This is a genomic window from Clostridium autoethanogenum DSM 10061, assembly GCF_001484725.1.
GTDB classification, from domain to species: Bacteria; Bacillota; Clostridia; order Clostridiales; family Clostridiaceae; genus Clostridium_B; species Clostridium_B ljungdahlii.
This window is the reverse complement of record NZ_CP012395.1, coordinates 603,982-627,322: the sequence shown is the minus strand read 5'-3', so window position 1 is coordinate 627,322 and position 23,341 is coordinate 603,982. Positions and strand designations below refer to the sequence as shown.

21 protein-coding genes are annotated in these 23,341 nt (G+C 30.6%); 16 read left to right on the top strand and 5 right to left on the bottom strand.

The genetic code is table 11. The annotated features are described in order from the left end of the window. The first annotated feature begins 309 nt into the window (after window positions 1–309). The 5 genes from CLAU_RS02660 to CLAU_RS02640 all read left to right on the top strand — a co-directional run bounded on the left by CLAU_RS02660 (window position 310) and on the right by CLAU_RS02640 (window position 5,744). Window positions 310–1,422 (top strand): uroporphyrinogen decarboxylase family protein, encoded by a 1,113-nt coding sequence (locus tag CLAU_RS02660; protein WP_013239147.1) that lies wholly within the window; start codon window positions 310–312, stop codon window positions 1,420–1,422. 86 nt (window positions 1,423–1,508) lie between these two features. Then, window positions 1,509–2,684 carry an MFS transporter gene (locus CLAU_RS02655; protein ID WP_013239146.1) on the top strand — a complete coding sequence of 392 codons (1,176 nt, stop codon included), beginning with the start codon at window positions 1,509–1,511 and terminating at the stop codon, window positions 2,682–2,684. Window positions 2,685–2,762: 78 nt separating this feature from the next. Beyond that, entirely contained in the window at window positions 2,763–3,878 is a 1,116-nt protein-coding gene (locus CLAU_RS02650; RefSeq protein ID WP_013239145.1) for a uroporphyrinogen decarboxylase family protein, read from the top strand. 517 nt (window positions 3,879–4,395) lie between these two features. Next, window positions 4,396–5,247 carry a DegV family protein gene (locus CLAU_RS02645; protein ID WP_013239144.1) on the top strand — a complete coding sequence of 284 codons (852 nt, stop codon included), beginning with the start codon at window positions 4,396–4,398 and terminating at the stop codon, window positions 5,245–5,247. A 5-nt stretch (window positions 5,248–5,252) separates the two neighbouring features. Continuing rightward, complete coding sequence (locus tag CLAU_RS02640; protein WP_013239143.1) at window positions 5,253–5,744, top strand: PadR family transcriptional regulator; 492 nt, start codon at window positions 5,253–5,255, stop codon at window positions 5,742–5,744. Window positions 5,745–5,855: 111 nt separating this feature from the next. Here the strand turns inward: CLAU_RS02640 and CLAU_RS02635 are convergent, their stop codons facing one another. Continuing rightward, on the bottom strand, window positions 5,856–6,572 hold the full coding sequence (locus CLAU_RS02635; RefSeq protein ID WP_013239142.1) for a TerC family protein: 717 nt from the start codon (window positions 6,570–6,572) through the stop codon (window positions 5,856–5,858). 543 nt (window positions 6,573–7,115) lie between these two features. Here CLAU_RS02635 and CLAU_RS02630 point away from each other — a divergent pair. From CLAU_RS02630 to CLAU_RS02610, 5 genes are all read left to right on the top strand, one after another. Then, on the top strand, window positions 7,116–8,024 hold the full coding sequence (locus tag CLAU_RS02630) for a WG repeat-containing protein (RefSeq protein WP_013239141.1): 909 nt from the start codon (window positions 7,116–7,118) through the stop codon (window positions 8,022–8,024). 196 nt (window positions 8,025–8,220) lie between these two features. Further along, on the top strand, window positions 8,221–9,051 hold the full coding sequence (locus CLAU_RS02625; RefSeq protein WP_013239140.1) for an HAD family hydrolase: 831 nt from the start codon (window positions 8,221–8,223) through the stop codon (window positions 9,049–9,051). Between the two features lie 129 nt (window positions 9,052–9,180). Further along, window positions 9,181–9,447, top strand: coding sequence for a metal-sensing transcriptional repressor (locus CLAU_RS02620; protein WP_013239139.1), 267 nt, complete (start codon window positions 9,181–9,183; stop codon window positions 9,445–9,447). 219 nt (window positions 9,448–9,666) lie between these two features. Continuing rightward, on the top strand, window positions 9,667–12,117 hold the full coding sequence (locus tag CLAU_RS02615; RefSeq protein ID WP_013239138.1) for a heavy metal translocating P-type ATPase: 2,451 nt from the start codon (window positions 9,667–9,669) through the stop codon (window positions 12,115–12,117). A 34-nt stretch (window positions 12,118–12,151) separates the two neighbouring features. Further along, window positions 12,152–12,367 carry a heavy-metal-associated domain-containing protein gene (locus CLAU_RS02610; RefSeq protein WP_013239137.1) on the top strand — a complete coding sequence of 72 codons (216 nt, stop codon included), beginning with the start codon at window positions 12,152–12,154 and terminating at the stop codon, window positions 12,365–12,367. Between the two features lie 224 nt (window positions 12,368–12,591). On the opposite strand, the gene CLAU_RS02605 is transcribed toward CLAU_RS02610, so the two are convergent. From CLAU_RS02605 to CLAU_RS02590, 4 genes are all read right to left on the bottom strand, one after another. After that, window positions 12,592–13,758, bottom strand: coding sequence for an iron-containing alcohol dehydrogenase (locus tag CLAU_RS02605; protein WP_013239136.1), 1,167 nt, complete (start codon window positions 13,756–13,758; stop codon window positions 12,592–12,594). 250 nt (window positions 13,759–14,008) lie between these two features. Beyond that, window positions 14,009–15,907, bottom strand: coding sequence for a sigma-54-dependent Fis family transcriptional regulator (locus CLAU_RS02600; RefSeq protein WP_013239135.1), 1,899 nt, complete (start codon window positions 15,905–15,907; stop codon window positions 14,009–14,011). 606 nt (window positions 15,908–16,513) lie between these two features. Then, window positions 16,514–17,569, bottom strand: a complete 1,056-nt coding sequence (locus tag CLAU_RS02595; RefSeq protein WP_013239134.1) for an NAD(P)-dependent alcohol dehydrogenase — start codon at window positions 17,567–17,569, stop codon at window positions 16,514–16,516. Window positions 17,570–17,807: 238 nt separating this feature from the next. Next, window positions 17,808–19,706, bottom strand: coding sequence for a sigma-54-dependent Fis family transcriptional regulator (locus CLAU_RS02590; RefSeq protein ID WP_013239133.1), 1,899 nt, complete (start codon window positions 19,704–19,706; stop codon window positions 17,808–17,810). A gap of 250 nt (window positions 19,707–19,956) precedes the next feature. On the opposite strand from CLAU_RS02590, the gene CLAU_RS02585 reads away from it, so the two are divergent. From CLAU_RS02585 to CLAU_RS02565, 6 genes are all read left to right on the top strand, one after another. Continuing rightward, window positions 19,957–20,475, top strand: a complete 519-nt coding sequence (locus CLAU_RS02585; RefSeq protein ID WP_013239132.1) for a helix-turn-helix transcriptional regulator — start codon at window positions 19,957–19,959, stop codon at window positions 20,473–20,475. Further along, window positions 20,472–21,365: a hypothetical protein gene (locus CLAU_RS02580; RefSeq protein WP_013239131.1), complete on the top strand. Its 894-nt coding sequence runs from the start codon at window positions 20,472–20,474 to the stop codon at window positions 21,363–21,365. Before CLAU_RS02585 ends, CLAU_RS02580 begins: the two co-directional genes overlap by 4 nt. 251 nt (window positions 21,366–21,616) lie before the next feature. Then, window positions 21,617–21,994, top strand: coding sequence for a hypothetical protein (locus tag CLAU_RS21040; RefSeq protein WP_023161876.1), 378 nt, complete (start codon window positions 21,617–21,619; stop codon window positions 21,992–21,994). 105 nt (window positions 21,995–22,099) lie between these two features. After that, window positions 22,100–22,381 carry a hypothetical protein gene (locus CLAU_RS21035; RefSeq protein ID WP_023161875.1) on the top strand — a complete coding sequence of 94 codons (282 nt, stop codon included), beginning with the start codon at window positions 22,100–22,102 and terminating at the stop codon, window positions 22,379–22,381. Window positions 22,382–22,428: 47 nt separating this feature from the next. Beyond that, window positions 22,429–22,959, top strand: a complete 531-nt coding sequence (locus CLAU_RS02570; RefSeq protein ID WP_013239129.1) for a DUF2975 domain-containing protein — start codon at window positions 22,429–22,431, stop codon at window positions 22,957–22,959. Window positions 22,960–22,971: 12 nt separating this feature from the next. Further along, window positions 22,972–23,178 (top strand): helix-turn-helix domain-containing protein, encoded by a 207-nt coding sequence (locus CLAU_RS02565; RefSeq protein ID WP_013239128.1) that lies wholly within the window; start codon window positions 22,972–22,974, stop codon window positions 23,176–23,178. Window positions 23,179–23,341 lie beyond the last annotated feature (163 nt).

Here is a 23,341-nt window from a genome sequence, read left to right as displayed (position 1 = left end):
ATAAAGTATATTACAAAGTGTAACGTTTTGTAAACTTACTTTTTAACATTTGTAGGATGACTTGTAAGATTTAGATAAGTATAATTATAGATATCAATGAATCTTACTTAGTGGGAATCTGTTTCTCCCACTAAGTTTAGATGAATTATCTAGGGGCGTAGCTACTGTTATCTCCCACTTTGATAGAAAAGCAAATATCCCGAATCTTTGATTTGGTGATAGTCGCTTTCGCTGTGTGTGTGGCAATGTTACAGTAGATAGCTATTAGATAAATAAAGTAATTCTATAATAATGGGGGTATGGAGTTATATGAAAAATGGATTAGAACTATATGATGAGCATTTAGAAAGACTTAAAAAAGTTATAGCACTGAAGAAAGCAGACAGGACACCTATTAATTTAAATGCAGATTCTTTTTGTGTTAGAACAGCAGGAGGAAAGTTAGCAGATCTTGTGACAAATATAGAATATGGAAACGAACTATTACTTCAAGGTATGAAGTCCTTTGGTGATATTGATTGTACATTGGGATATGGATGTTTTCCTCAAACTAAAGGAGCCTTTTTCCTTTCGAATATTAAGTTACCTGGACGTGAATTACCTGACGATGCTCTTTGGCAAATTGATGAAGTTGGATTTATGACAGAAGATGATTATGACACTATAATTGATAAAGGCTGGAATAAGTTTTATATAGATTTTTGTAAAAATAGATTAGGAGATCCTTTAAAGATAATGGAGGATATAATAAAAGTACAGCCCAAAATAGCACAGAGTTATAAAGATGCAGGTATTGTAGCAATAATAGGTAATGCTATGGTAGGAGCTCCTTATGAAACCTTGTTTGCTGGTCGTTCAATAAAAAATTTTGTGAAAGACCTGATAAGAATACCTGATAAAGTTATAGCTGTAATGGACGTTATGGCTGAAGAAGGTTATGAGGATTTAAGAAAAGCAATACGTGCTGATAAACCTTTAGCAGTATTTTCAGGTGGATCGCGTATGGCAGGAGATTTTATATCACAAAAAGCTTTTGAAAAATTTGCATGGCCATATTTAAAAAAAGGTGTTGAGGTTGCGGTTGAAGAAGGGGCAAATGTTTATCTTCATTCGGATTTATGTTGGGATCGTTTTTTAGATTATTTATGTGATCTTCCAAAAGGCAAATGTATTTTCCATCCTGACAGTACAACAGATATTTTTAAAGCTGGAGAAGTACTTAAAGGACATATGTGCATTATGGGAGATGTTTCACCTTCACTTTTAACATTAGGTACACCTGATGAAGTATATGAGTACAGCAGGAAATTGATTGACCAATTTGCATCACAAGGGTTTATTATGGCTGCAGGATGCTGCATACCGGCAAATGCAAAAGTAGAGAATGTAAAAGCAATGGTTACAGCTGCTTTAGAATCATAAAGTGTATATTGCGAATAGGAAATAGTACAAGTAACAGTTCTGGTGTAAACGATTTGGATGATTATTAAAATAAAAGGGGTGAAATAATGGAAAATATAAGTGGAAAGAAGTCATTATGGATATTTGCAATACTCTCTTTTGGATTTTTGATAATGGCAACGGGAACTACTTCTCCTGCGTTGGCAAATATATCTCAAGCCTATCCTAACTTACCTTTTAGTGTAGTTGTACTTATTGCTACTATACCTACTTTGCTTTTAATTCCATTTTCATTAATATCAGGGAAACTAGCTGGCACGGTTATAACTTATAAAAATCTTACTATTATTGCAATAGTTCTATTTTTAATAGGTGGAGTTGGTCCATATTTTATAAGTAACTTTGGTTTAATTCTTGTTATGAGAGGAGTTTTAGGAGCGGGGCTTGGAATAATGTCACCTCTTGGTGGTGCTCTTACATTAACTCTTTTTGAACCAAAAGAAGCGGAAAATCTTATGGGTGCAGGTGTTGTTGTTGGAAACGTTGGCGGCATAGTATTTCAACTTCTTGGCGGAATATTTTGTGCAGTTAATTGGAGATTTACTTTTCTTGCTTATCTTTTAGGAGCAGTATCACTTATTATAGTTATACTCTTCTTTCCAAAACTTCCGTTGACTGCAAAATCCAATTCTGAAAAAGTTAAAATGCCGGCATACGTATATATATGGTCAAGTATATATGGAATTTTAATGTTATTAGTATATCCAATGTTTACAGGAATGTCTTCGCTAATACTTACAAATCACTATGGAAATGCTGCTGGAGCAGGAGTGGCACTTACCATGTTTACAGTTGGCGGAATGATAGCGGGAGCAATCTTTGGCGCGGCATTTAGAATGTTATCCAAGTTCACTATTCCTATAGGTATTGTATTAACTTCTGTGGGATTTATATTCTTTGCATATGGAACGAATTTAATTCTTTTTATAATTGGAGCAACTATTGTTGGTATAGGATTTAGTCTTTCTGGTACCGCTATCATGATGCAGGTGGGAAGAGCAGTCCCAGCATCTGGAACTGCTGTTGCAATGTCTATTGTCATGGCATTTATGAGTATAGGTGGTTTTGTTTCAGGATTTGTATTTGCATTTATTGAAAAAATATTTAATATAACGTCATTGAGATTTCCATTCAAATTTTCACTTGTATGTTTTATTATTTATGCAGTTATCCATTTAGTGGCAAATTTTAAGACTCCTAAAAAGCAAAAGGTTGCAATTTAAAATTATTTAGATAAGCAGAGCTATTGTTATTTAATAGATAAAAAGTTGTTAATAATTTTAATTAAATGGGGGATTAATATGAAAACTGGAAAAGAATTGTACGGTGAGCATCTTAACAGACTTAAAGATGTAATAAATATGAAAAAGACTGACAGGGTACCAATTGTACTTAATGCAGATGCTTTTTGTACGAAGAACGGAGGAGGAAAGCTATCAGATCTTGTCAATGATGTAGTGTATGGAAATATGGAGCTGTTAAAGGGGATGCAGGCACTTGGAGATATTGACAGCATAGAGATACCTGGGACATATCCTCCATCTATGGGTGCATTTTTCCTTTCTAAAATCAAAGTACCAGGAAGAGAATTGCCTGATAACATGATTTGGCAGATTGATGAAAAGTCATATATGACGGAAGATGATTATGATACTATAATTGATAAAGGATGGAATTACTTTTTTATGGAATATGCCAAAAAGCATATACCTGAAGGACTTAAGGAAGTAGAGTATTTCAGTCAATTTGCTCCACAAATAGAGCAGAATTTTGTTGATGCAGGGATTGTTCCCTTATGCCAGGGTAGTGTAATGACTGGTGCACCATTTGGTGCTTTGTATCCTGCACGAGGAATATCTAAATTTCTTATTGATTTACACAAGATTCCTGACAAGGTTCAGGCAGCTATGGATGTTATAGAAGAGGAAAATGAAAAAGTGTTAAGGAAGCAAATTCGTGAAGTAAAACCTTTAGCAGTATTTACAGGAGGGGCTAGGGAAGCAGGTGATTTTCTTTCTTTAAAGGCATTTGAAAGATTTTCATGGCAGTACACAAAAAGAATTATAGATATTATAGCAGAGGAAGGTTCTATTGCTTACCTTCATCTGGATATGAGTTGGGATAGATTTATAAATTATTTCCTTGATTTACCTAAAGGTAAATGCATTTTTTCACCAGATAGCACAACAAATATTTTTAAAGCTGGAGAAGTACTAAGAGGGCATATGTGTTTCATGGGAGATGTTGCACCTTCACTTTTAACTTTAGGTACTCCAGATGAAGTTTATAAGTATGCCAGAAGATTGATTAAAGAATTTGCACCTCAAGGACTTATTATGTCATCAGGATGCAGCATACCTCCAAATGCTAAAGTTGAAAATGTAAAGGCTATGGTTGCAGCTGCTCTTGACAACTAGCATGTCTGAATTGAATAAATATTTTTATCAAATTTATACTAAATATAGCATCATTGTAGTAAATCTGCAATGGTGCTATATTTTTTAGTTAACAATTAAGAATGAAAAATTGATAGTTAACAAATAAGACAAGTTATTATCAATAGAGATATATATCACTATTGATAATAACTGTGCGAGTGATATAATTATTGTGATAAACAGAGTTCTTGGCATCAGATGAAGTTTTAACTCTATCTGATGCTTATTAACAGGATTCTTAGTGATTCAGCACTTAGAAGGCGTTATCCTTTAGGGGAAATCGTTATCCAGGGATGTAGCTGCTCTTTACTCCCACTTGAAGAAAAGCAGATATCCCAAATTCTTTGATTTGGTGATAGTCGCTTTTATATAGTATGTAGGAGTATTAGAGCAGGTAATTATCGGACAAATTTTGATAAGTCATTTGAAAGAAAATAACAAGTTAAGGATGCGACAAATATTTTTTTGAAAATGCCTAAGTAGGGAGGAAGAAGTTTTGGAAAAGATTGCACTCATAACAGATAGTACTAGTGATTTGAGTAACAGTACTATAGAAAGATATAATATAAAAGTACTTCATTATAGGATAATATATAAAGACAAAGAATTTATAGATAAAGTAACTATAACTCCAGAATATGTATATGATAACTTAGATAAAGAAATACCTACATCGTCTATGCCATCTATGAGTGAAATGGAAGATTTGTTTACAAATTTAGAAAAAGAAAATTACACACATGCTATAGTTGTAACTCTTTCAGCTGGATTAACTGGCTTTTATAATGGAGTAAAGTTAGTAAGTGAAAATCATCCTAAAATTAAAACATATATATTTGATTCTAAATCAATTTCTCTTGGAGAGGGTTTTATAGTAACTAATTGTGCAAAGCTCATAGAAAAAGGTGTAAGTTTTGATGAGATAGTTAGGACAATACCAATAGTAAGGAGTAAGATAGATCTATTTTTTGTGGTTGGAACTTTAGAATATTTAAAAAAAGGTGGTAGAATAGGTAAAGTAGCAGGTACAATTGGGGAACTTTTAAATATAAAACCTATTGTATCAATTGATAATAATGATGGAAAATACTATACTTATGATAAAGTAAGGGGAAGAAAGAAATCCTTAAGTAGGTTAGTTGAAATTGCAAATGGAATTCTTGACAAAAAAAAGTGTAAACTGTGTATTGTACATGGTCATGCACTAGAGGATTCAAAAAAAATATTTGATTCAATAAAGAATCATAAAAATGTAACTTCTGCAATTTTTGGGGGAGCACTAAGTCCTGTAGGAGGAGTTCACAGCGGACCTGGATTAGTTGGTTTAGTATTATTTGAGGAAGAATAAATTTTATGAGTGACTTTAATTTTAAAGGAAATACAAAGAAAGAAGAAGGATTTCTTTATAAAGAATACAAAAAGAAGCTGGCAGAATTAAAAAAGGTAAAAAAGGAACAAGAAGCTGTAGGTCAGGTCTTTACAAAAGGACTTCTTCCTATATATACACTTTATATTTTAAGTATAAGTCCTACTAATGGAAATGATATATCCCATAAAATAGGAGAAAGAACAGGTGGAAGGTGGATACCAAGTACGGGGGGAATCTACCCAATTTTAAGAAAACTGGAAAAGGATAAGTTGGTAATTGGAAAATGGGATGATTCTAAAAATAAAATGCAAAAAATATATACTCTTACGGATTTAGGAGTATGTGAACTGAAAAATAGAAAAAATCTTCTAAGAGATAAAATAGAAGATTCTCTAGAAGTATTTAAAATTGTATATAAAGATTTGTATGATGAACTAGAAAAAAATAAAGATCTGGCTGATGACTACCAACGCTAATACTCTCACTTGTCCAAAAGTGGGAGTATTAGCGTTGGTATATACCTGAATAACCATCCATAAGGGGATGTTGTACTAAGAAATTTACATACAACATATTGGCTTATTATATTAACTGTTACTTTTAAAATAATCTTCCTTAAATTTTTTAAAGGAATAACTTACAGGTTTGTTTACTCTATATAATCCATATACAAGTACTATAATTGCAAAGCCAAAGGATACTATATTTGTTAGTACAGGTGATGTGAAACCTGCCAATATTTTGTCTTCTAGCATCATATTTAAGGATGTATGGGCCAGTACAGCTCCTCCTAAGTATATTACCATAGGGTGCTTATTCATAAGCTTTGCTACAAACTGACTCCCAAAAAATATTATAGGAATATTTAATACTAATCCAAATATTATACTGGGTACATGTCCATGAGCAGCAGCGGCTATTGCAAGTACATTGTCTAGACTCATGGTAGCATCAGCTATTACTATACTTGATATTGCACGAAAGTATTTATTTGAAGGACTAATTTTTAAATTTTCCTTCTCAGATTTAGGGCTTATAAAATTCCAAGTTATTTTTATAAGTAAAATTCCACCTATTAATTTTATAGGAAGCCATTCTATTAACATTATGTAAGTGATGAGGCAAGCAAATATTATTCTTAGAAAAATCGCAGCAAATACTCCAATCATAGAAGCAGATTTTGCATGTTTCTTTGGTAAATCCTTAGTTGCTAGTGCTATAACTCCGATATTATCACCACTTAATACTATATCTAATAAAGTAATTTGTAGAGCTCCTAGCAAAAAAGTAGTTAAATTATCCACGCTTTTTACTCCTTTTATCTCCTAATTTTAAATTAAGTTAGTATTGTATAAAGTAATATATTCATTAAATATAATGAATATTACTTATTTATTTTTCCTATAGTTTATTGTAACACATAAATATTAAGATATAAAGTATATAAAGCAAAATAATTTATCACATAATGTGGTTTTAATATCCACATATATTTTAAACAATGATTAGTATAGAAAATTCTGACTTATTATTTTATTTAATTCCTATGTGTGATAAAATTAAATTTGAATAGATATTTATCCGATGACTACCTGCTCTAATACTCCCACACACAGCGAAAGCGACTATCACCAAATCAAAGAATGGAATATCTGCTTGCACACAGCGAAAGCGACTATCACCAAATCGAAGATTTGGGATATCTGCTTTTCTTCAAGTGGGAGTAAAGAGCAGCTACGTCCCTGGATAACGATTTCTAAGCATCAGGTGGAGTTTTAAAACTCCATCTAATGCCAAGAACTTTGTTTATATGAAATTAAAACGATTGCAAAATAGGGGGAAATTAAATGAAAAACTATACTAATTTATTTAGAATTAAGTTAAATGATAAGTGGGGTTATATAGATAATAATGGACAAGTTATCATAGAACCTATATTTCAATATGCATGGGACTTTTTGGATAGTTTAGCTGCTGTTAAGATGAACAATAAATGGGGATATATAGACTGCAATGGAAAAACAGTTATAGACTATAAATATAAACAGTCATGGAATTTCTCTGATGGATTTGCTCCTGTAAAAATAAAGGAAAAGTGGGGGATTATTGACCATAATGATAATATGGTTGTAGAACCAAGTTTTAATTTTATTGATGAATTCTCAAATGGAATGGCACTGGTAAACAAAAATAGTAAGTATGGTTTTTTGGATAAAAAGGGAAATTACCCAATAGCATTGAAATACGAAAATGCCTTTAGTTTTTCAGAAGAGGTTGCTAGGGTAAATAATGGTGATAAGTGGAAATATGTTAATAGCAAAGGAAATGAAGTAATAAACTGTGATTTCGATTGCGTTTTTGATTTTCATGAAGGATTAGCTCAAGTTATGAAAAATTTTAAATATGGATTTATTGATAAATCAGGTAATTTAGTTATAGGGCTCGAATATGATAGCACAGATGGTTTTTATGAAGACGTAGCTAATGTAAAGATAGATGAAAAATGTGGATACATAAATAAAAAAGATGAGTTTGTAATAGATCCTATTTTTGATGAAGCTCTTAATTTTAGTGAAGGACGAGCCTTTGTGAAAATAAAGGATAAATGGGGATGCATTGATAAAAGTGGAAAATTTGTATTGAAACCTCAATTTGATGATGTAAATAATTTTTGTAATGGAGCAGCTATGGTAATATTGGATGATAAATATATATATATTGATAAAGACGGAAAAAGAATTTGGGAAGAACAGTAAATGCAATAAAAAATTAAAAGTTAAAAATTAAAGAGGAAATGGGCATAGATTTGTGTAAGAGTGAATCCATGCTCATTTATTATTGAATATAACTCAACTTTCAACTAAAAAATTGAGTCTATATTTTTATGGTTATTAGATATATAATAGGTTTTGTGACTTAATTATTATAAATGCGTTTGGAGGACTGAATATTTTGAAGTTATATATTTCGGACTTGGATGGAACTTTATTAAATTCAGATCAAGTCGTAAGCAAAAATTCAATTAGAATTATAAATAAGTTAATAGATTCAGGATTAAAATTTACTATTGCTACAGCTAGGTCCTATGAAGCTTGTAAAAGTATATTGAAACCATTAAACCTAAATATACCTATTATTTTAAATAATGGAGCTTTCATATATGATACTACTTTGGCTAAAAATATAGTAGAAAACTATTTAGATGAGTGTACTGTTTATTTCATTTTAAAATATTATAAATTAAAAAAAATCTCACCTATAGTGTCTGCAGTAGATTCAGCTGGAAATAAAAAGATATTTTATAGGGGAATTTTTAATGAAGGACAAGACATATACATAAATTCAAGAATACAGCATGGTGATACAAGGCTTACTGAGGTAAGTGATTTTTCAGAAATAGTTAATTATAATATAATAAATATTTTTGCAATAGAAGCAAAAGGTGTTTTAGATGACACATATCAATTATTTACAAAAGTAATAAAGGGCAGTTTTCATTACACAGAGGAGATATATGCAAAAGGTTTTTTCTGGCTTGAATCAATGAATTATAATGCTAATAAAAGCTTAGCAGCTAAATACTTAAAGGAAAGTTTGAAAGCAGACAAGCTTATTTGTTTTGGAGATAATTTAAATGATGTACCACTTTTTAAATTTGCGGATGAAAAATATGCAGTTAAAAACGCATATGATGAATTAAAAAAGTTGGCCACAGGAATTATTGGTTCAAATAATGAGGATGGAGTGGCTAAATTTCTTGAGAATCATATCAGTAATAGTTAAAGAACTCTGTTTATGGTAAATGCATAATAAAGGTTTGAAGATGGTATAGTAGTGTTAAACTGATATTGAATTAAATTTAGAAATAATATATAATATAAATATACCCCCCTAGGGGGCAGGGAGGAGAAAATGAACGAAGAAAAAAAGAAAGCCATACAAGCTTTAAAAACTTCAAAAGGACAAATAGAAGGTATAATAAAAATGATTGAGGAGGGAAGATATTGTATTGATATATCTAATCAAATGGTTGCAGCTCAATCATTGCTAAAAAAAGCTAATTTGCTTATTCTAAAACAACATCTTAATAATTGTGTAAAAGATGCCTTTATTAACAATAGCGGTGATGAGAAGGTAGATGAGATAATAGGTTTACTTTCAAAGTTACTAAAAGAGTAAAATACAACTAAAAAAATATATGCCTCCTCTTGCTTATCATCTTATATTAAAGGTTTTATATCTAGCAATGTAGGAGGTGTAAAGTAAAAGCATAAATGATAACTTATAGTAAAATACCACCCCACAGGTGGGGGGTAAATATAATATTCAATGTAAAAGTTCAAAATATAGATAGTAGTTTTAAAGTTATACATATCAAAACAGAAGGAGGAAGGAGCAATGATAAAAAGGACATTAAAAATAGAAGGAATGACCTGTGCAGCTTGTGTTAAAGCAGTAGAAAGAGCTTCAAAAAAACTAGATGGTGTGTTAGATGCTAATGTTAATTTGGCAACAGAAAAATTAAGTGTAAGTTTTGATGAGTCAAAGGTTAATGTTCAAGATATACAGTGTGCAATAGATAAAGCTGGATATAAAGCTTTAATTGATACTACAAATAAAACCTTGAAGATAGAAGGAATGACCTGTGCAGCTTGTGCTAAAGCAGTAGAAAGAGTTTCAAAAAAACTAGAAGGCGTATATGAAGCAAATGTAAATATTGCTACGGAAAAGCTAAGTATAGCATTTGATGCTTCAAAGGTTAATGTTCAGGATATAAAAAAGGCAATAGAAAAAGCAGGATATAAAGCTTTAGAAGAAGAAATTTCTGTAGATACAGATAAGGGAAAAAAAGAAAAAGAAGCAAAGTCGTTATGGAATAGATTTATAATATCTGCTGTATTTGCAGTTCCACTACTTATAATAGCTATGGTACCAATGATTAGTGAAAAATTGGGATATATGCTTCCACAGGCTATAGACCCAATGAATCATCCGCAAGTTTTTTCCATAATACAGTTACTTTTAGTATTACCTATAATGATTGTTGGTAGAAAGTATTTTACTGTTGGCTTTAAATCATTATTTAGAAGAAGTCCCAATATGGATTCACTTATAGCAATAGGCTCATCTGCTGCTTTTATCTATAGTGTTTTTGCAGTATATGAAATTTTTATAGGAAACACAAACTATCATTTATATTTTGAATCAGCAGGTACAATACTTACTCTTATTACATTAGGTAAATATCTGGAATCTGTTGCTAAAGGAAAAACTTCGGAAGCTATAAAAAAGCTTATGGGGCTTGCACCAAAAACTGCTACTGTAATTAAAGAAGATAAGGAAATAGAAATTTCTATAGATGAAGTTGAAGTTGGAAATATAATTGTAGTAAAACCTGGTGAAAAAATACCTGTAGATGGAGAGGTTACAGAGGGAATTACTTCAGTAGATGAATCCATGCTTACAGGTGAAAGTATACCTGTAGAAAAAAATCCTTCTGATAAGGTCATTGGAGCAAGTATAAATAAAAATGGTTCTATTAAGTATAGAGCTACAAGAGTTGGTAAGGATACAGCACTGGCACAAATTATTAAATTAGTAGAGGAAGCCCAGGGGTCAAAGGCTCCTATTGCAAAATTAGCAGATGTTATATCAGGATACTTTGTACCGGTAGTAATGGCATTAGCTATAATTGCTGCTTTAGCTTGGTACATATATGGTGAAACAGGAGTATTTTCACTTACCATATTTATATCAGTGTTAGTAATTGCGTGTCCTTGCGCTTTAGGATTGGCAACACCAACTGCTATTATGGTTGGTACCGGAAAAGGTGCTGAATATGGTGTGCTTATAAAAAGTGGTACTGCACTGGAAACAGCGCATAGAATTCAAACTATAGTATTTGACAAAACAGGAACTATAACTGAAGGTAATCCAAAGGTTACAGATATAGTTACAATTCCAGACATAGATGAAAACTATTTACTTCAATTAGCAGCTTCAGGTGAAAAATCATCAGAGCATCCTTTGGGAGAAGCAATAGTTAAAGAAGCTGAAAATAGGAAAATTGAATTAAAAAAATTACAGTCATTTAAAGCTGTACCAGGTCATGGAATAGAAGTTAATATAGAAAACAGTAAAATATTGCTTGGTAATAGAAAACTTATGCTTGAAAGTAATATCTCTTTAGAAAAATTAGAGGAAAGATCACAAGTTTTAGCAGATAAAGGCAAAACTCCTATGTATGTAGCTCTTGAAAATAAGGCAATTGGTGTAATTGCTGTAGCAGATACGGTTAAAGAACACAGTAAAAAGGCTATAGATAAACTTCATTCTATGGGAATTGAAGTGGCAATGATAACTGGAGATAACAAGAAAACTGCTGAAGCTATAGCTAAGCAGGTTGGAATAGATAGAATACTTGCAGAAGTTTTACCACAAGATAAAGCTAATGAAGTTAAAAAACTTCAAAGTGAAAACAAGAAAGTTGCCATGGTTGGAGATGGCATAAATGATGCACCAGCTTTAGCACAGGCTGATATAGGTATAGCTATAGGGTCTGGTACAGATGTAGCTATGGAGTCTGCAGATATAGTTTTAATGAGAAGTGATTTAATGGATGTGGTCACAGCTATAGATTTAAGCAAGAAAACAATAAAAAATATAAAGGAAAACTTGTTCTGGGCTTTTGGTTATAATAGTTTAGGAATTCCGGTAGCTATGGGAGTACTTCACATATTTGGAGGACCACTTTTAAACCCAATGATAGCAGCTCTTGCCATGAGTTTAAGTTCTGTATCAGTTTTAAGTAATGCTTTAAGATTGAAAGGCTTTAAGCCATCAATATAAATAAACATTTATAAAATGAAGGGTGGAATAAGTTATGAAAAAGAAGATAATTGTTGAAGGAATGAGCTGTGGACACTGTGTTAATCATGTAAAAACAGCATTGGAGGAACTTAAAGGTGCATCCAATGTGTCTGTTGATTTAGATTCAAAAACAGCTTTAGTTGAATCTAGTGGTGAAATTAAAGATGCTGACATAAAATCTGCTATTGAAGATGTGGGTTATGAAGTTGTTTCCATAGAGCAAGTATAATATTTAATATTTAGCACAAAGAAGATGCCTCACAATAGAAAATAATTTTAAATAATATGTTCCTTTTCTATGGATGTATACTTAACTTTCATAGGCACAAAAATACTCCCCTTATTATAAACAGATTGGGGCTGTCTACTCTAAGGGGAGCATACTGCTTTAGTTTGTATACATTTTCCTAAATATAAATACATTAACTTTATATAAATACATTAACTTTTAAACTAGAAATTAACCTTTTGCCCATTATACATATACTGCAAGAGCTTTTTCATTTCTTCCTCAGTTATTGCTCTAGGATTGGATCCAGTGCAGGCATCCATCATGGCATTGTGAGCTATAAAATCTAGGTTTTCATTAAAATCGTTTTCGCTTATACCATAATCTTTTATGGTGAGAGGAATATCCATCTTTTTGTTCATAGTACGAATCATTTCAGTTAATGAATCTATTAGCTCATCTTCACTATTTCCTGATAGATGCAGCTTTTTGGCTATTTTAGCATATCTTTCTGAACAAGCTTTCTTGTTAAAATCTATAACATAAGGTAAGTATATGGCATTAGCACACCCATGAGGTATGTGAAATACTGCACCAGTTTTATGTGCTATACTATGAGTTATTCCAAGGAGAGCATTTGAAAATGCCATCCCAGCTAGACATTGGGCTATATGCATATGTCCTCTAGCTTCTTTATCTTCTTCATAGGATTTCAATAAATATTTATGAATCATGGTTATAGCATGCATAGCAAGTGGATCTGAGAAATCTGAATGTAAACTTGCTACATATGCTTCTATTGCGTGAGTAAGTGCATCCATTCCAGTGTGTGCTGTAAGCTTTTTGGGCATTGTTTCTGCAAGAGACGGATCTATTATAGCTATATCAGGGGTAAGGTTAAAATCTGCAAGAGGATATTTTATTTTAGCTTTATAGTCTGTTATTACAGAAAATGATGTTACTTCAGTTGCTGTTCCACTTGTAGAAGGTATAGCAACAAATTGTGCCTTCTGCCTTAATTTAGGAATTCCAAAAGGGACTACCGCTTTTTCAAATGTAAAGTCGGGGTATTCATAAAATATCCACATTGCTTTAGCAGCATCTATGGGAGATCCTCCACCTATTGATACTATCCAATCTGGGTTAAAGTCTCTCATTATTTTAGCGCCATTCATAACAGTATCAACAGACGGATCAGGCTCAACACCTTCTATTAATTTAACTTCCATACCAGTTTCTTTTAAGTATTTTTCAACTTTGGCTAAGAATCCAAATCTCTTCATAGATCCCCCACCTACAACAACTACTGCTTTATTTCCATCTAAATTTTTTAAATTTTCTAAGGCATTTTCACCAAAGTAAATATCCCTAGGCAAAGTAAATCTTCCCATTTTTGTCCTCCTTATTATTAAGTTACATTACTTTTTTAGAATTTAACTATTGGGGTAATTAAATTTTTTGGTTTATATTTAATTAAATATATAAGCAAGTATTGTGCCAGTATATTTTTTATCATGAAAAGATTGAATCTAGATGGATATTTTATAGAGTTTAGTTATCTTTTTAAATACTGTTGTAAAAAACAACAATTTTTCTTAAAATACTGTTGCTTTTTACAACAGTGTTGTTTTTATATACAATTTAAGAAAAATTAATTTGATATTTTTTTATCTTTGTGTACAAAGTACTTCTATTTATTCCTAAAATTTTAGAAGCTTTTGACATATTATGATTACAGTTGTGTATACAATTTATTATTGCTTTTTTTTCCCACTCTTCTAATGAACACATATCATATTTAAGGTTTGTAGTACAAGGATTAGTTTGCTTATTTACTGAAAGATTATTTTGAAAGTCAAAAGATGTATTTCCATTCATATTTACAATATTCTCAATACAATTTTCTAATTCTCTAACATTTCCAGGCCAATTATGTTTTAAAAGCTTTTGATATATATCAGGTCTTACTATTGGAATGGGTTTTTTAAGTTTAAAAGCTTTTATCTTTAAAAAATAGTCTATTAGTATTTTAATATCCATATCTCTTTCCCGAAGTGGTGGCACATATATAGGTATTACATTTAGTCTGTAGTATAAGTCTTCACGAAAAGTTCCTTTTTTTATCTTTTCCCTTAAATTCTTGTTGGTAGCCGCTATAATTCTTACATCTATTTTGATGCATTTATTTCCACCTATTCTTGTGATACAGTTTTCTTGGAGAACCCTTAAGAGATTTACTTGCATATCCAAAGGCATTTCTCCAATTTCATCTAAAAATAAAGTACCTCCATTTGCAAGTTCAAATTTTCCTGCACGGCCTCCACGTTTTGCACCTGTAAATGATCCATCTTCATATCCGAACAATTCACTTTCTATTAGATTCTTTGGTATGGCACCGCAGTTTATTGCTATAAAGCTTTTGTTTTTTCTATTGCTGTCATTGTGAATTGACTGGGCAATAAGTTCTTTTCCTGTACCACTTTCACCTTGAATTAATACAGTAGAAGGACTATTAGATATATTTTTTAACTGTTCTTTTAAATTTATCATTTTTTCGCTGTTGCCAATTATATCATCAAATGTGTAAGCAGCAGATCCACTTGTATATTTGTTAACCAAGTTATATACATTTTGTATATCTTTAAATATAACTACCATACCAGTTACAATATTACTTTTATCTTTTATAGGATATACATTTAAATTAAATCTTTTCTTCTCATCCGAATATAAAATTTCCTTATCCGTATATACATTGCCTGATTTGAGTTCATCAAGTATATACTGCCATATGTGTAAAACTTTATAAACATTTTTATCTATAATATCTTTTTGGTTTATGCCAAGGAGATTACAAGCACTGTTATTTATAGCCTTGACTATTCCGCTATTATCTACAGCAAAAATTCCAAAATCCATGGAATTCATGATTTTATTTAAGTATTGGTATGCTTTAAATAATTCATTTTGAGACTTATTTAATTTTAAGTGATTTTCAATGGACTTTACTGCTGATACAACAAGACCCAATGTATGGGGATGAGCCAATTGACGTTTTCCAGTTAAAGTTAGACATCCGATTATATTTCCTTGTTCGTTATGTATGACAGATGCAGAGCAGGTATAAATCTGAAAAGTATTTATAAAATGTTCTTTGCCTGAAAGTTGAACTGACAAATTTTCAAAAATAGCAGTTCCTGCTGCATTTGTACCTGCACTTTGTTCACTCAGATCAATACCTTCTGCTATTCCAGCCTTTGCCTGCTCCATTACAATATCTTTGTCACCTATGATAGTTAATACAATTCCATTTTTGTCTGTGAGATATAATGAGAAACCTGATCCACTTAAAAAATCATAAAGTATTTCCATAAATGGTTTTGCTATTTTTATAATATCGTTGTTTTCTTTTATTAAGTTGTCCAATTCTTTGCGACTAAGTGTTCGTTTAGGTTTTGGTATACCTTTTTCTATATGGTATTTAATGCATCTATTAAGAGACCTACTGACTATTTCACTATGAGTAAATGGTTTAAACATTATTAGATTACCTTCCTTTTTATATCAATGAATCTTACTTAGTGGGAGAAGCAGATATCTCAAATCTTTGATTTAAAGTGAATCGCTTTCTCTTTAGAGTTTTGTTTCTCCCACTAAGTTTAGATGAATTATCTAGGGGCGTAGCTACTGTTATCTCTCACTTTGATAGAAGAGGGAGTGTTACAGTAGGTAGCCATCAGATAAATAGCTTTATCTTAGTGTATTATTATAGTTATGTTTATTTTGAAATTATAATATATAATTTTATCATAATTTAGGTATATATGTTGACTTACTCATAGTAGATATTAATTAAATCTTAAGTTCGCAATTAAAAATACGAATATTTATCAGTTTATCCGATCGCTACCATTGCTAACACCCAAATCTTCTATCAAAGTTGGGGAATAAGTACTGTTACGCGCCTGGATAACGATTTCTAAGCATCAGGTGGAGTCAAAACTCAACCTGATGCCAAGAACTCTGTTTATAATTATGAATCGGATTGATTATTTTTTGCATCTATAAGAAAGGAAGTCTTTTGTCCAATATTTTAAGTAAAAACTGTCACATTTTTTTAATGCGACAGTTTTTTTATATGAATTTTTAGAATGTAACTACTGATTTAATTAAATCTTTTGGCTTATTTTTCATAAGCAAAAGGGCCTTTTCAATATTTTCTGCACCATCAAATACATGAGTAACAAGTTTACTCAAATCAACACGTTTATATAGAACAAGATCTCTTAGCATTTCCATTCTAAGACGTCCGCCGGGGCATAATCCTCCTCTTATAGTTTTGTGAGCCATGCCGCAGCCCCATTGAACACGAGGTATTGGTAAAGTATCACCGCTTCCATGGTAGTTGATGTTAGAAATTACGCCGCCAGGTTTAACCATAGTTACTGCTTGTGCTAGTGTTTCAGCACCACCGCCTGCCATGATTACACGGTCTACACCTTTACCATGAGTTAAGTCCATGATTTGTTCAACTATATCACCATTTTTATAATTTACAATATCAGTTGCTCCATAAAATTTAGCTGTTTCAACACAAACAGGTCTGCTTCCAACACCGATAATTCTGCCTGCTCCTCGAAGTTTGGAACCGGCTATTCCCATTAATCCAACAGCTCCTATACCAATTACTACAACGCTGGAGCCCATTTTTATGTCTGCAAGTTCTGCTCCATGAAAACCAGTAGTCATCATGTCTGTCATCATAACTGCACTTTCTAAAGGTATTTCATCTGGGAGTATGGCAAGATTCATATCTGCATCGTTTACATGAAAGTAATCTGCAAATACACCATCTTTAAAATTGGAAAACTTCCATCCTGCAAGCATACCGTTTGAATGCTGCTGAAAACCAGCTTGGACTTCTAAAGATCTCCAGTCAGGTGTTGTGCATGGTACGATAACTCTATCGCCAACTTTAAAATCTTTAACTTCGCTGCCAACTTCGGCTATTTCACCTACAGCTTCATGGCCTAAAATCATATTTTCCCTATTACCAAGTGCTCCTTCAAAAACCGTATGTATATCTGATGTACATGGGGATACAGCTAGAGGATGTACAATCGCATCATAAGGACCTGGCACTGGGTTTTTCTTTTCAATCCATCCTAATTTGTTAATACCTAACATTGCAAAACCTTTCATAATAGAACCTCCTAATAAATTAAATATAAAAATTTTAGTAAATAAAATGGTATTTTTAAATATCTATTTAAATATATAAGCAAATGTTGTGCCAGTATGTTTTTTATCATGAAAAGGTTGAATTTAGGGGGGTAGGACTTTATAAGGTTAATATATATAATTGAAAAATGCTGTAAAAAGCAACATTTTTTAAGAAAATAATGTTGCTTTTTACAACAAAGTTGTGTTTACATACACTTTAAGAAAAATTAATTTGATATTTTTTTATTTTTGTATACAAAGTACTTCTATTTATTCCCAGAATTTTAGAAGCTTTTGCAATGTTACCATTGCAATTACTCATACAATTTGTTATTGCTTCTTTTTCCAACTCTTTTAATGAATACATATCATATTTAAATTTTGTAGTACAAGGACTAGTTTGCGTATTTACTGAAATACTATTTTCGAAGTTGAAAGATGTATTTCCATTCATATTTACGATATTTTCAATACAATTTTCCAATTCTCTTACATTTCCGGGCCAATTATAATTTAAGAGCTTTTGATATATATCAGGTCTTACTATTGGAATAGGTTTTTTAAGTTTAAAAGCTTTTATCTTTAAAAAATAGTTTATCAGTATTTTAATATCCATATCTCTTTCCCGCAGTGGTGGTACATATATAGGTATTACATTTAGTCTATAGTATAAATCTTCGCGAAAAGTTCCTTTATGTATTTCTTCCCTCAAATTTTTATTAGTAGCTGCAATGATTCTTATATCTATTTTTACACATCTGTTCCCGCCTATTCTTGTAATACAGTTTTCTTGGAGAACTCTTAAAAGATTTACTTGCATATCTAAAGGCATTTCCCCAATTTCATCTAAAAATAAAGTACCACCATTTGCAAGTTCAAATTTTCCTGCACGCCCTCCATGTTTTGCACCTGTGAATGATCCATCTTCATATCCGAATAATTCACTTTCTATTAAATTTTTGGGTATGGCACCGCAATTTATTGCTATAAAGCTGTTATTTTTTCTGCTGCTGTCATTGTGGATGGACTGCGCAATAAGTTCTTTACCTGTACCGCTTTCGCCTTGAATTAGTACAGTGGAAGGACTGTTAGATATGCTTTTTAACTGTTTTTTTAAATTTATCATTTTTTCACTGCTGCCAATTATATCATCAAATGTATAAGTAGCAGATCCACTTGTGTATTTGTTAACCAAGTTGTATACATTTTGTATGTCTTTAAATGTAACTACCATACCAGTTACGGTATTACTTTTATCCCTTATAGGATATACATTCAAATTAAATCTTCTTCTTTTATCCGAATATAAAATTTCCTTATCTTCATATGAGTTTCCTGATTTAAGTTCATTAAGTATATATTGCCAATTATATAAAACTTTATATGCATTTTTATCTATAATATCTTTTTGGTCTATACAAAGCATATTACATGCACTGTTATTTATAGCTTTAATGATCCCATTGTTATCTACAGCTAAAATTCCAAAATCTATGGAATTCATGATTTTGTTTAAGTATTGATAGGCTTTAAATAATTCATTTTGAGATTTATTTAATTTTAAGTGGTTTTCAATGGACTTTACTGCTGCTACAACAAGGCCTAATGTATGGGGATGAGCCAATTGACGTTTTCCAGTTAGATTTAGACATCCGATTATATTTCCTTGTTCGTTGTGTATGACAGATGCAGAGCATGTACAAATTTGAAAAATATTTATAAAGTGTTCTTTGCCTGAAACTTGAACTGACAAATTTTCAAAAAGAGCAGTTCCTATTGCATTTGTACCAGCACTTTTTTCACTCATATCAGCACCTTCCACAATTCCAGCTTTTGCCTGCTCTATTAATATATCTTTGTCACCTATAATAGTTAATACAATTCCATTTTTGTCTGTAAGATATAATGAAAAACCTGATCCATTTAGAAAATCATAAAGTATTTCCATAAATGGTCTTGCTATTTCTATAATATAGCTGTTTTCTTTTATTAAGTTGTTCAATTCTTTACGGTTAAGATTTCGTTTAGGCTTTGGGATACCTTTTTCCATATGATATTTAATGCACCTATTAAGAGACCTACTAACTATTTCATTATGAGTAGATGATTTAAACATTATTAGATTACCTTCCTTTGTATATCATAAATAACTTTATACTAGTGTATTAATTTATAGTTATATTTATTTTGAAATTATAATATATAATTTTATCATAACTTGGGCGTAAATGTTAATTTATTCACAGTAGATATTAATTAAAATTTCCAAAATTTTTATTGACATATTATATATTAGTAGCATAATATATTACATATAATATATTATACTGATAATATATAAATTTACTTTTTAGGAGGTACTATTAATGTCAACAAAACATGCTATATTAGGTTTACTTAATGAAAGGCCAATGTATGGCTATGAAATTAAAAAAGAATTTGAAAAATCAGTAAGTTGTATTTGGTCCATAAACATTGGTCAGCTTTATACTTTATTAAAAAAAATGGAAAGCGAAAATGAAATAGTGAAGAAGGAAATATCTCAAAAAAATAGACCAGATAAATTTGTTTATACAATTGCAGATAAAGGCAAAAATGAGCTATATAAGTGGTTATCAGAACCAGTCGTAATGAGACAAACCAAGGATGAATTTTATTTAAAAATGATGTTTCTTACACAAATCCAAAATGAGGATGCAAAAAAGTACATAGATAAACAAATAGATATCATAGAAAAGCAACTAAATGAATTTAATAAGATAAAAAATATTAATAAGACAAAAAGAAATAAATTTATGGATATACTTTTGGAAGCTTCAATTATGCATTTTGAAGTAGATATTCAATGGTTAAATATTTATAAAGAGAGGATGGGTCTATTATGAAAAAAGTTATAATTTTATCACTAAAAGTAATTTTGTTAATTACAATAATGTTTATAAGTATGGCAGTTTCGTCTATACTTATTGGAGTTAAACATGGTCCTGAGTCTACAGAGAATACAGTTATACCAGTATTAATTTATTGTATTCTAAATACAATAATATTAACCTTGTTTATTGTTAAATCCAAATTGAGAAGTTATAAGCTTGTAGCAGTTAGTTTTATCATTTTTTGGGGAACACAATATTTTATGACTCAAATAGAAACTTTGTATTTCAATAGTGCTGTAAAAATGCCTTTAGAAGAATTAATAAGAAATGTTACTTCGGGTGCCATATACATCTTTGTATTTTCGTTGTTGGCAGTTTTAATTCTTGGAAAATTTAAAGGAGAAACAAATTTCCAATATAGTAATCTTAAAATAAAAACCATCATTATAAGTGCAATTCCAAATATGATACTCTTATCCATTGTTTATGTTATCATTTATTTTGTATTTGGATATTTTGTTGCATGGCAATTTGCCGATGTGAGATATTATTATACTGGGAGTACACACATCATAAGTTTTTTCACACACATGTCAAGCCAAGATCCAGTGATAATTTCATTTCAGTTATTTAGAGGAATTTTATGGTCCATCTTAGCTATTATAATAATTTATTCATTAGGTATTGAAAATTGGTTGACTTATATAACAACAGGATTAATTTTTAGCATATTAATAACGGCTCCATTAATATTTCCTAATTCTTATATGCCAGTATCAGTTCGAATAGGGCATTCTTTTGAGTTATCAACTTCTATGTTTACATTTGGAGTTGTATCAGTGATTATTTTAAAAAATAAATTACATTTAAATAAATTGGCAATAAACCAATTGAATTCATAAATTTTTTATTTTGGTTACTAACTAAGACCATATGATGGATATTAGTTCCACCATATGGTCTATTATTTTTGTCCATTAAATTTCTCTATTCCCTTATAATTTTCATCTATTTTATTACAATGATATGATTAGGAACGTATTAAAATACGATAATTTTATATTGAAAAACAATAAAAAGGTATTGAATTTTAATAAAAACTGCTATATAATACAATAAAATATAAAATTCATACAAGGGGGTAGTATGGATAATGGGGAGAAAGTACATCAAAATATTTAGAAACTGTGTATTATCTGTAATTTGTATAGTACTTGTAGTATTTATGATTATACCAGATTACATTATGTGTTTTTTTTCAAGAAATTTTTATTTTAGAGAATATATAAAAGGTAGTGAAAAGATTTATTTTTTAGGAACGTATCATAACATGACGTTAGATTCAACACCTTATTCCTATTTAAATTTAAAATCAGTTATTGAAAATTTAAGACCAGATTTACTTTTGATCGAAAGTAGACCTGAACAATTAAAAAATGGTAATTTTGCAGATGGACCAGGTGAGATGCTCTATTCTCATTTAATAGCAAATAAGCTTGGTATTGTAGTAAAAGGTGTAGATTGGTGGTAAGATTCTGGTAAAAATGTTCCAAACTCAACTAATCCTACAAGAGATGAATACATAAATAAGAATATACTAAAAGAAATTCCTTCCCATAAAAAAGTGTTGATATTGATGGGTAGTGCACATGTAACACTTGAAGAGCCGAAGCTTGAACAAGCGGGGTATAAAAGGGGGTTTTTCCCGGAAACTGCAAAAATTAAACTGCTTAAAGTTCACAATAAGAAACTGGTGTATCCAAAGGGAATGACTTTTTATATTAAAAAGAGAATTAATTATGAAAAAAGTTGTATAGGTACTGTATACAAGACAGATGCTTTCAAGAAACAAGCTTCTATAGTAATTCAAGAGCTTAATAGAGAAGTAAAAGTAATTGAACAGACAGGAGAAGAATAGACTGCGTAATTTAAGAAATATATGATAATTGGAGGTATGAATATAATATGTTTTGTAAAAAAATAAATTTAATGGGAAAACTTATTGTTAGATTTAATGGAGAAAAAAACTTTATAATAAGCTTTTTAAATGTAATTCTAAATATTTTCTTTGTAATGAGTTTAAGTAGTATGTTAATATTTCCATTTTTTTTAGCACTACCTTTTAATGTTCCTATAAAACATTTGATTTTTTTAGAGTTGGAATTAGCATTAACTAGCCTTATACTTTATGAGTTAAAGAATGTAATAGAGAGAATTAAAAAAGATAGGATATTTATTATTGAAAATGCAGATGGATTTACTAAAGTAGGTATTTATGTTTTCCTCGGGGGTATTGTATATGAAGCAAATAGTATAATAAATGCATATTGTGAACCGCCATTTAAGCTTGATGGAATGCTGTTTAGATTTGGGGATGATGGAAATTTGAAACCTGATATTTTTGTATTTATAATAATAGCATGTATTTCTCTCGTTATTGGGGAAGTGCTCAGGAAAGCAGTAAAGATAAAAAATGAAAATGACTTAACTATTTAGGTGGGATAGATCATGGCAATTATAGTTAATTTAGATGTAGTGATGGCAAAAAATAAAATTTCCCTTTCAGAGCTTGCAAATAGGGTAGGAATTACCAATGCCAATTTGTCAATACTCAAGAATAACAAAGCAAAGGCAATAAGATTTTCAACACTTGAGGCAATTTGTCGTGAACTCAACTGCCAGCCTGCGGATTTATTAGAATATAAAAAGGAATAATTTAATACTCTTATAAAACTATTTAATAATAAAGTATAAAATGCTAATATGATATATAGGAAATCATTAAAAAGTTTTACTATATAAATGAGTAAATTAGAGCAGGAGGAAGGAATTTGAAAATGATTTTTATGCCATTCTTGCCTGTATTTAATTCCCAAAT

What these genes read in the sequence shown, in the direction of transcription:
- CLAU_RS02640 (WP_013239143.1), top strand. Translation starts at nt 5,253, where the DNA reads ATGAGTGACTTTAATTTTAAAGGAAATACAAAGAAAGAAGAAGGATTT.
- CLAU_RS02605 (WP_013239136.1), bottom strand. Translation starts at nt 13,758, where the DNA reads ATGGGAAGATTTACTTTGCCTAGGGATATTTACTTTGGTGAAAATGCC.
- CLAU_RS02630 (WP_013239141.1), top strand. Translation starts at nt 7,116, where the DNA reads ATGAAAAACTATACTAATTTATTTAGAATTAAGTTAAATGATAAGTGG.
- CLAU_RS02610 (WP_013239137.1), top strand. Translation starts at nt 12,152, where the DNA reads ATGAAAAAGAAGATAATTGTTGAAGGAATGAGCTGTGGACACTGTGTT.
- CLAU_RS02660 (WP_013239147.1), top strand. Translation starts at nt 310, where the DNA reads ATGAAAAATGGATTAGAACTATATGATGAGCATTTAGAAAGACTTAAA.
- CLAU_RS02595 (WP_013239134.1), bottom strand. Translation starts at nt 17,569, where the DNA reads ATGAAAGGTTTTGCAATGTTAGGTATTAACAAATTAGGATGGATTGAA.
- CLAU_RS02585 (WP_013239132.1), top strand. Translation starts at nt 19,957, where the DNA reads ATGTCAACAAAACATGCTATATTAGGTTTACTTAATGAAAGGCCAATG.
- CLAU_RS02620 (WP_013239139.1), top strand. Translation starts at nt 9,181, where the DNA reads ATGAACGAAGAAAAAAAGAAAGCCATACAAGCTTTAAAAACTTCAAAA.
- CLAU_RS02655 (WP_013239146.1), top strand. Translation starts at nt 1,509, where the DNA reads ATGGAAAATATAAGTGGAAAGAAGTCATTATGGATATTTGCAATACTC.
- CLAU_RS02600 (WP_013239135.1), bottom strand. Translation starts at nt 15,907, where the DNA reads ATGTTTAAACCATTTACTCATAGTGAAATAGTCAGTAGGTCTCTTAAT.
- CLAU_RS02615 (WP_013239138.1), top strand. Translation starts at nt 9,667, where the DNA reads ATGATAAAAAGGACATTAAAAATAGAAGGAATGACCTGTGCAGCTTGT.
- CLAU_RS21035 (WP_023161875.1), top strand. Translation starts at nt 22,100, where the DNA reads ATGGGTAGTGCACATGTAACACTTGAAGAGCCGAAGCTTGAACAAGCG.
- CLAU_RS02650 (WP_013239145.1), top strand. Translation starts at nt 2,763, where the DNA reads ATGAAAACTGGAAAAGAATTGTACGGTGAGCATCTTAACAGACTTAAA.
- CLAU_RS02590 (WP_013239133.1), bottom strand. Translation starts at nt 19,706, where the DNA reads ATGTTTAAATCATCTACTCATAATGAAATAGTTAGTAGGTCTCTTAAT.
- CLAU_RS02565 (WP_013239128.1), top strand. Translation starts at nt 22,972, where the DNA reads ATGGCAATTATAGTTAATTTAGATGTAGTGATGGCAAAAAATAAAATT.
- CLAU_RS21040 (WP_023161876.1), top strand. Translation starts at nt 21,617, where the DNA reads ATGGGGAGAAAGTACATCAAAATATTTAGAAACTGTGTATTATCTGTA.
- CLAU_RS02570 (WP_013239129.1), top strand. Translation starts at nt 22,429, where the DNA reads ATGTTTTGTAAAAAAATAAATTTAATGGGAAAACTTATTGTTAGATTT.
- CLAU_RS02580 (WP_013239131.1), top strand. Translation starts at nt 20,472, where the DNA reads ATGAAAAAAGTTATAATTTTATCACTAAAAGTAATTTTGTTAATTACA.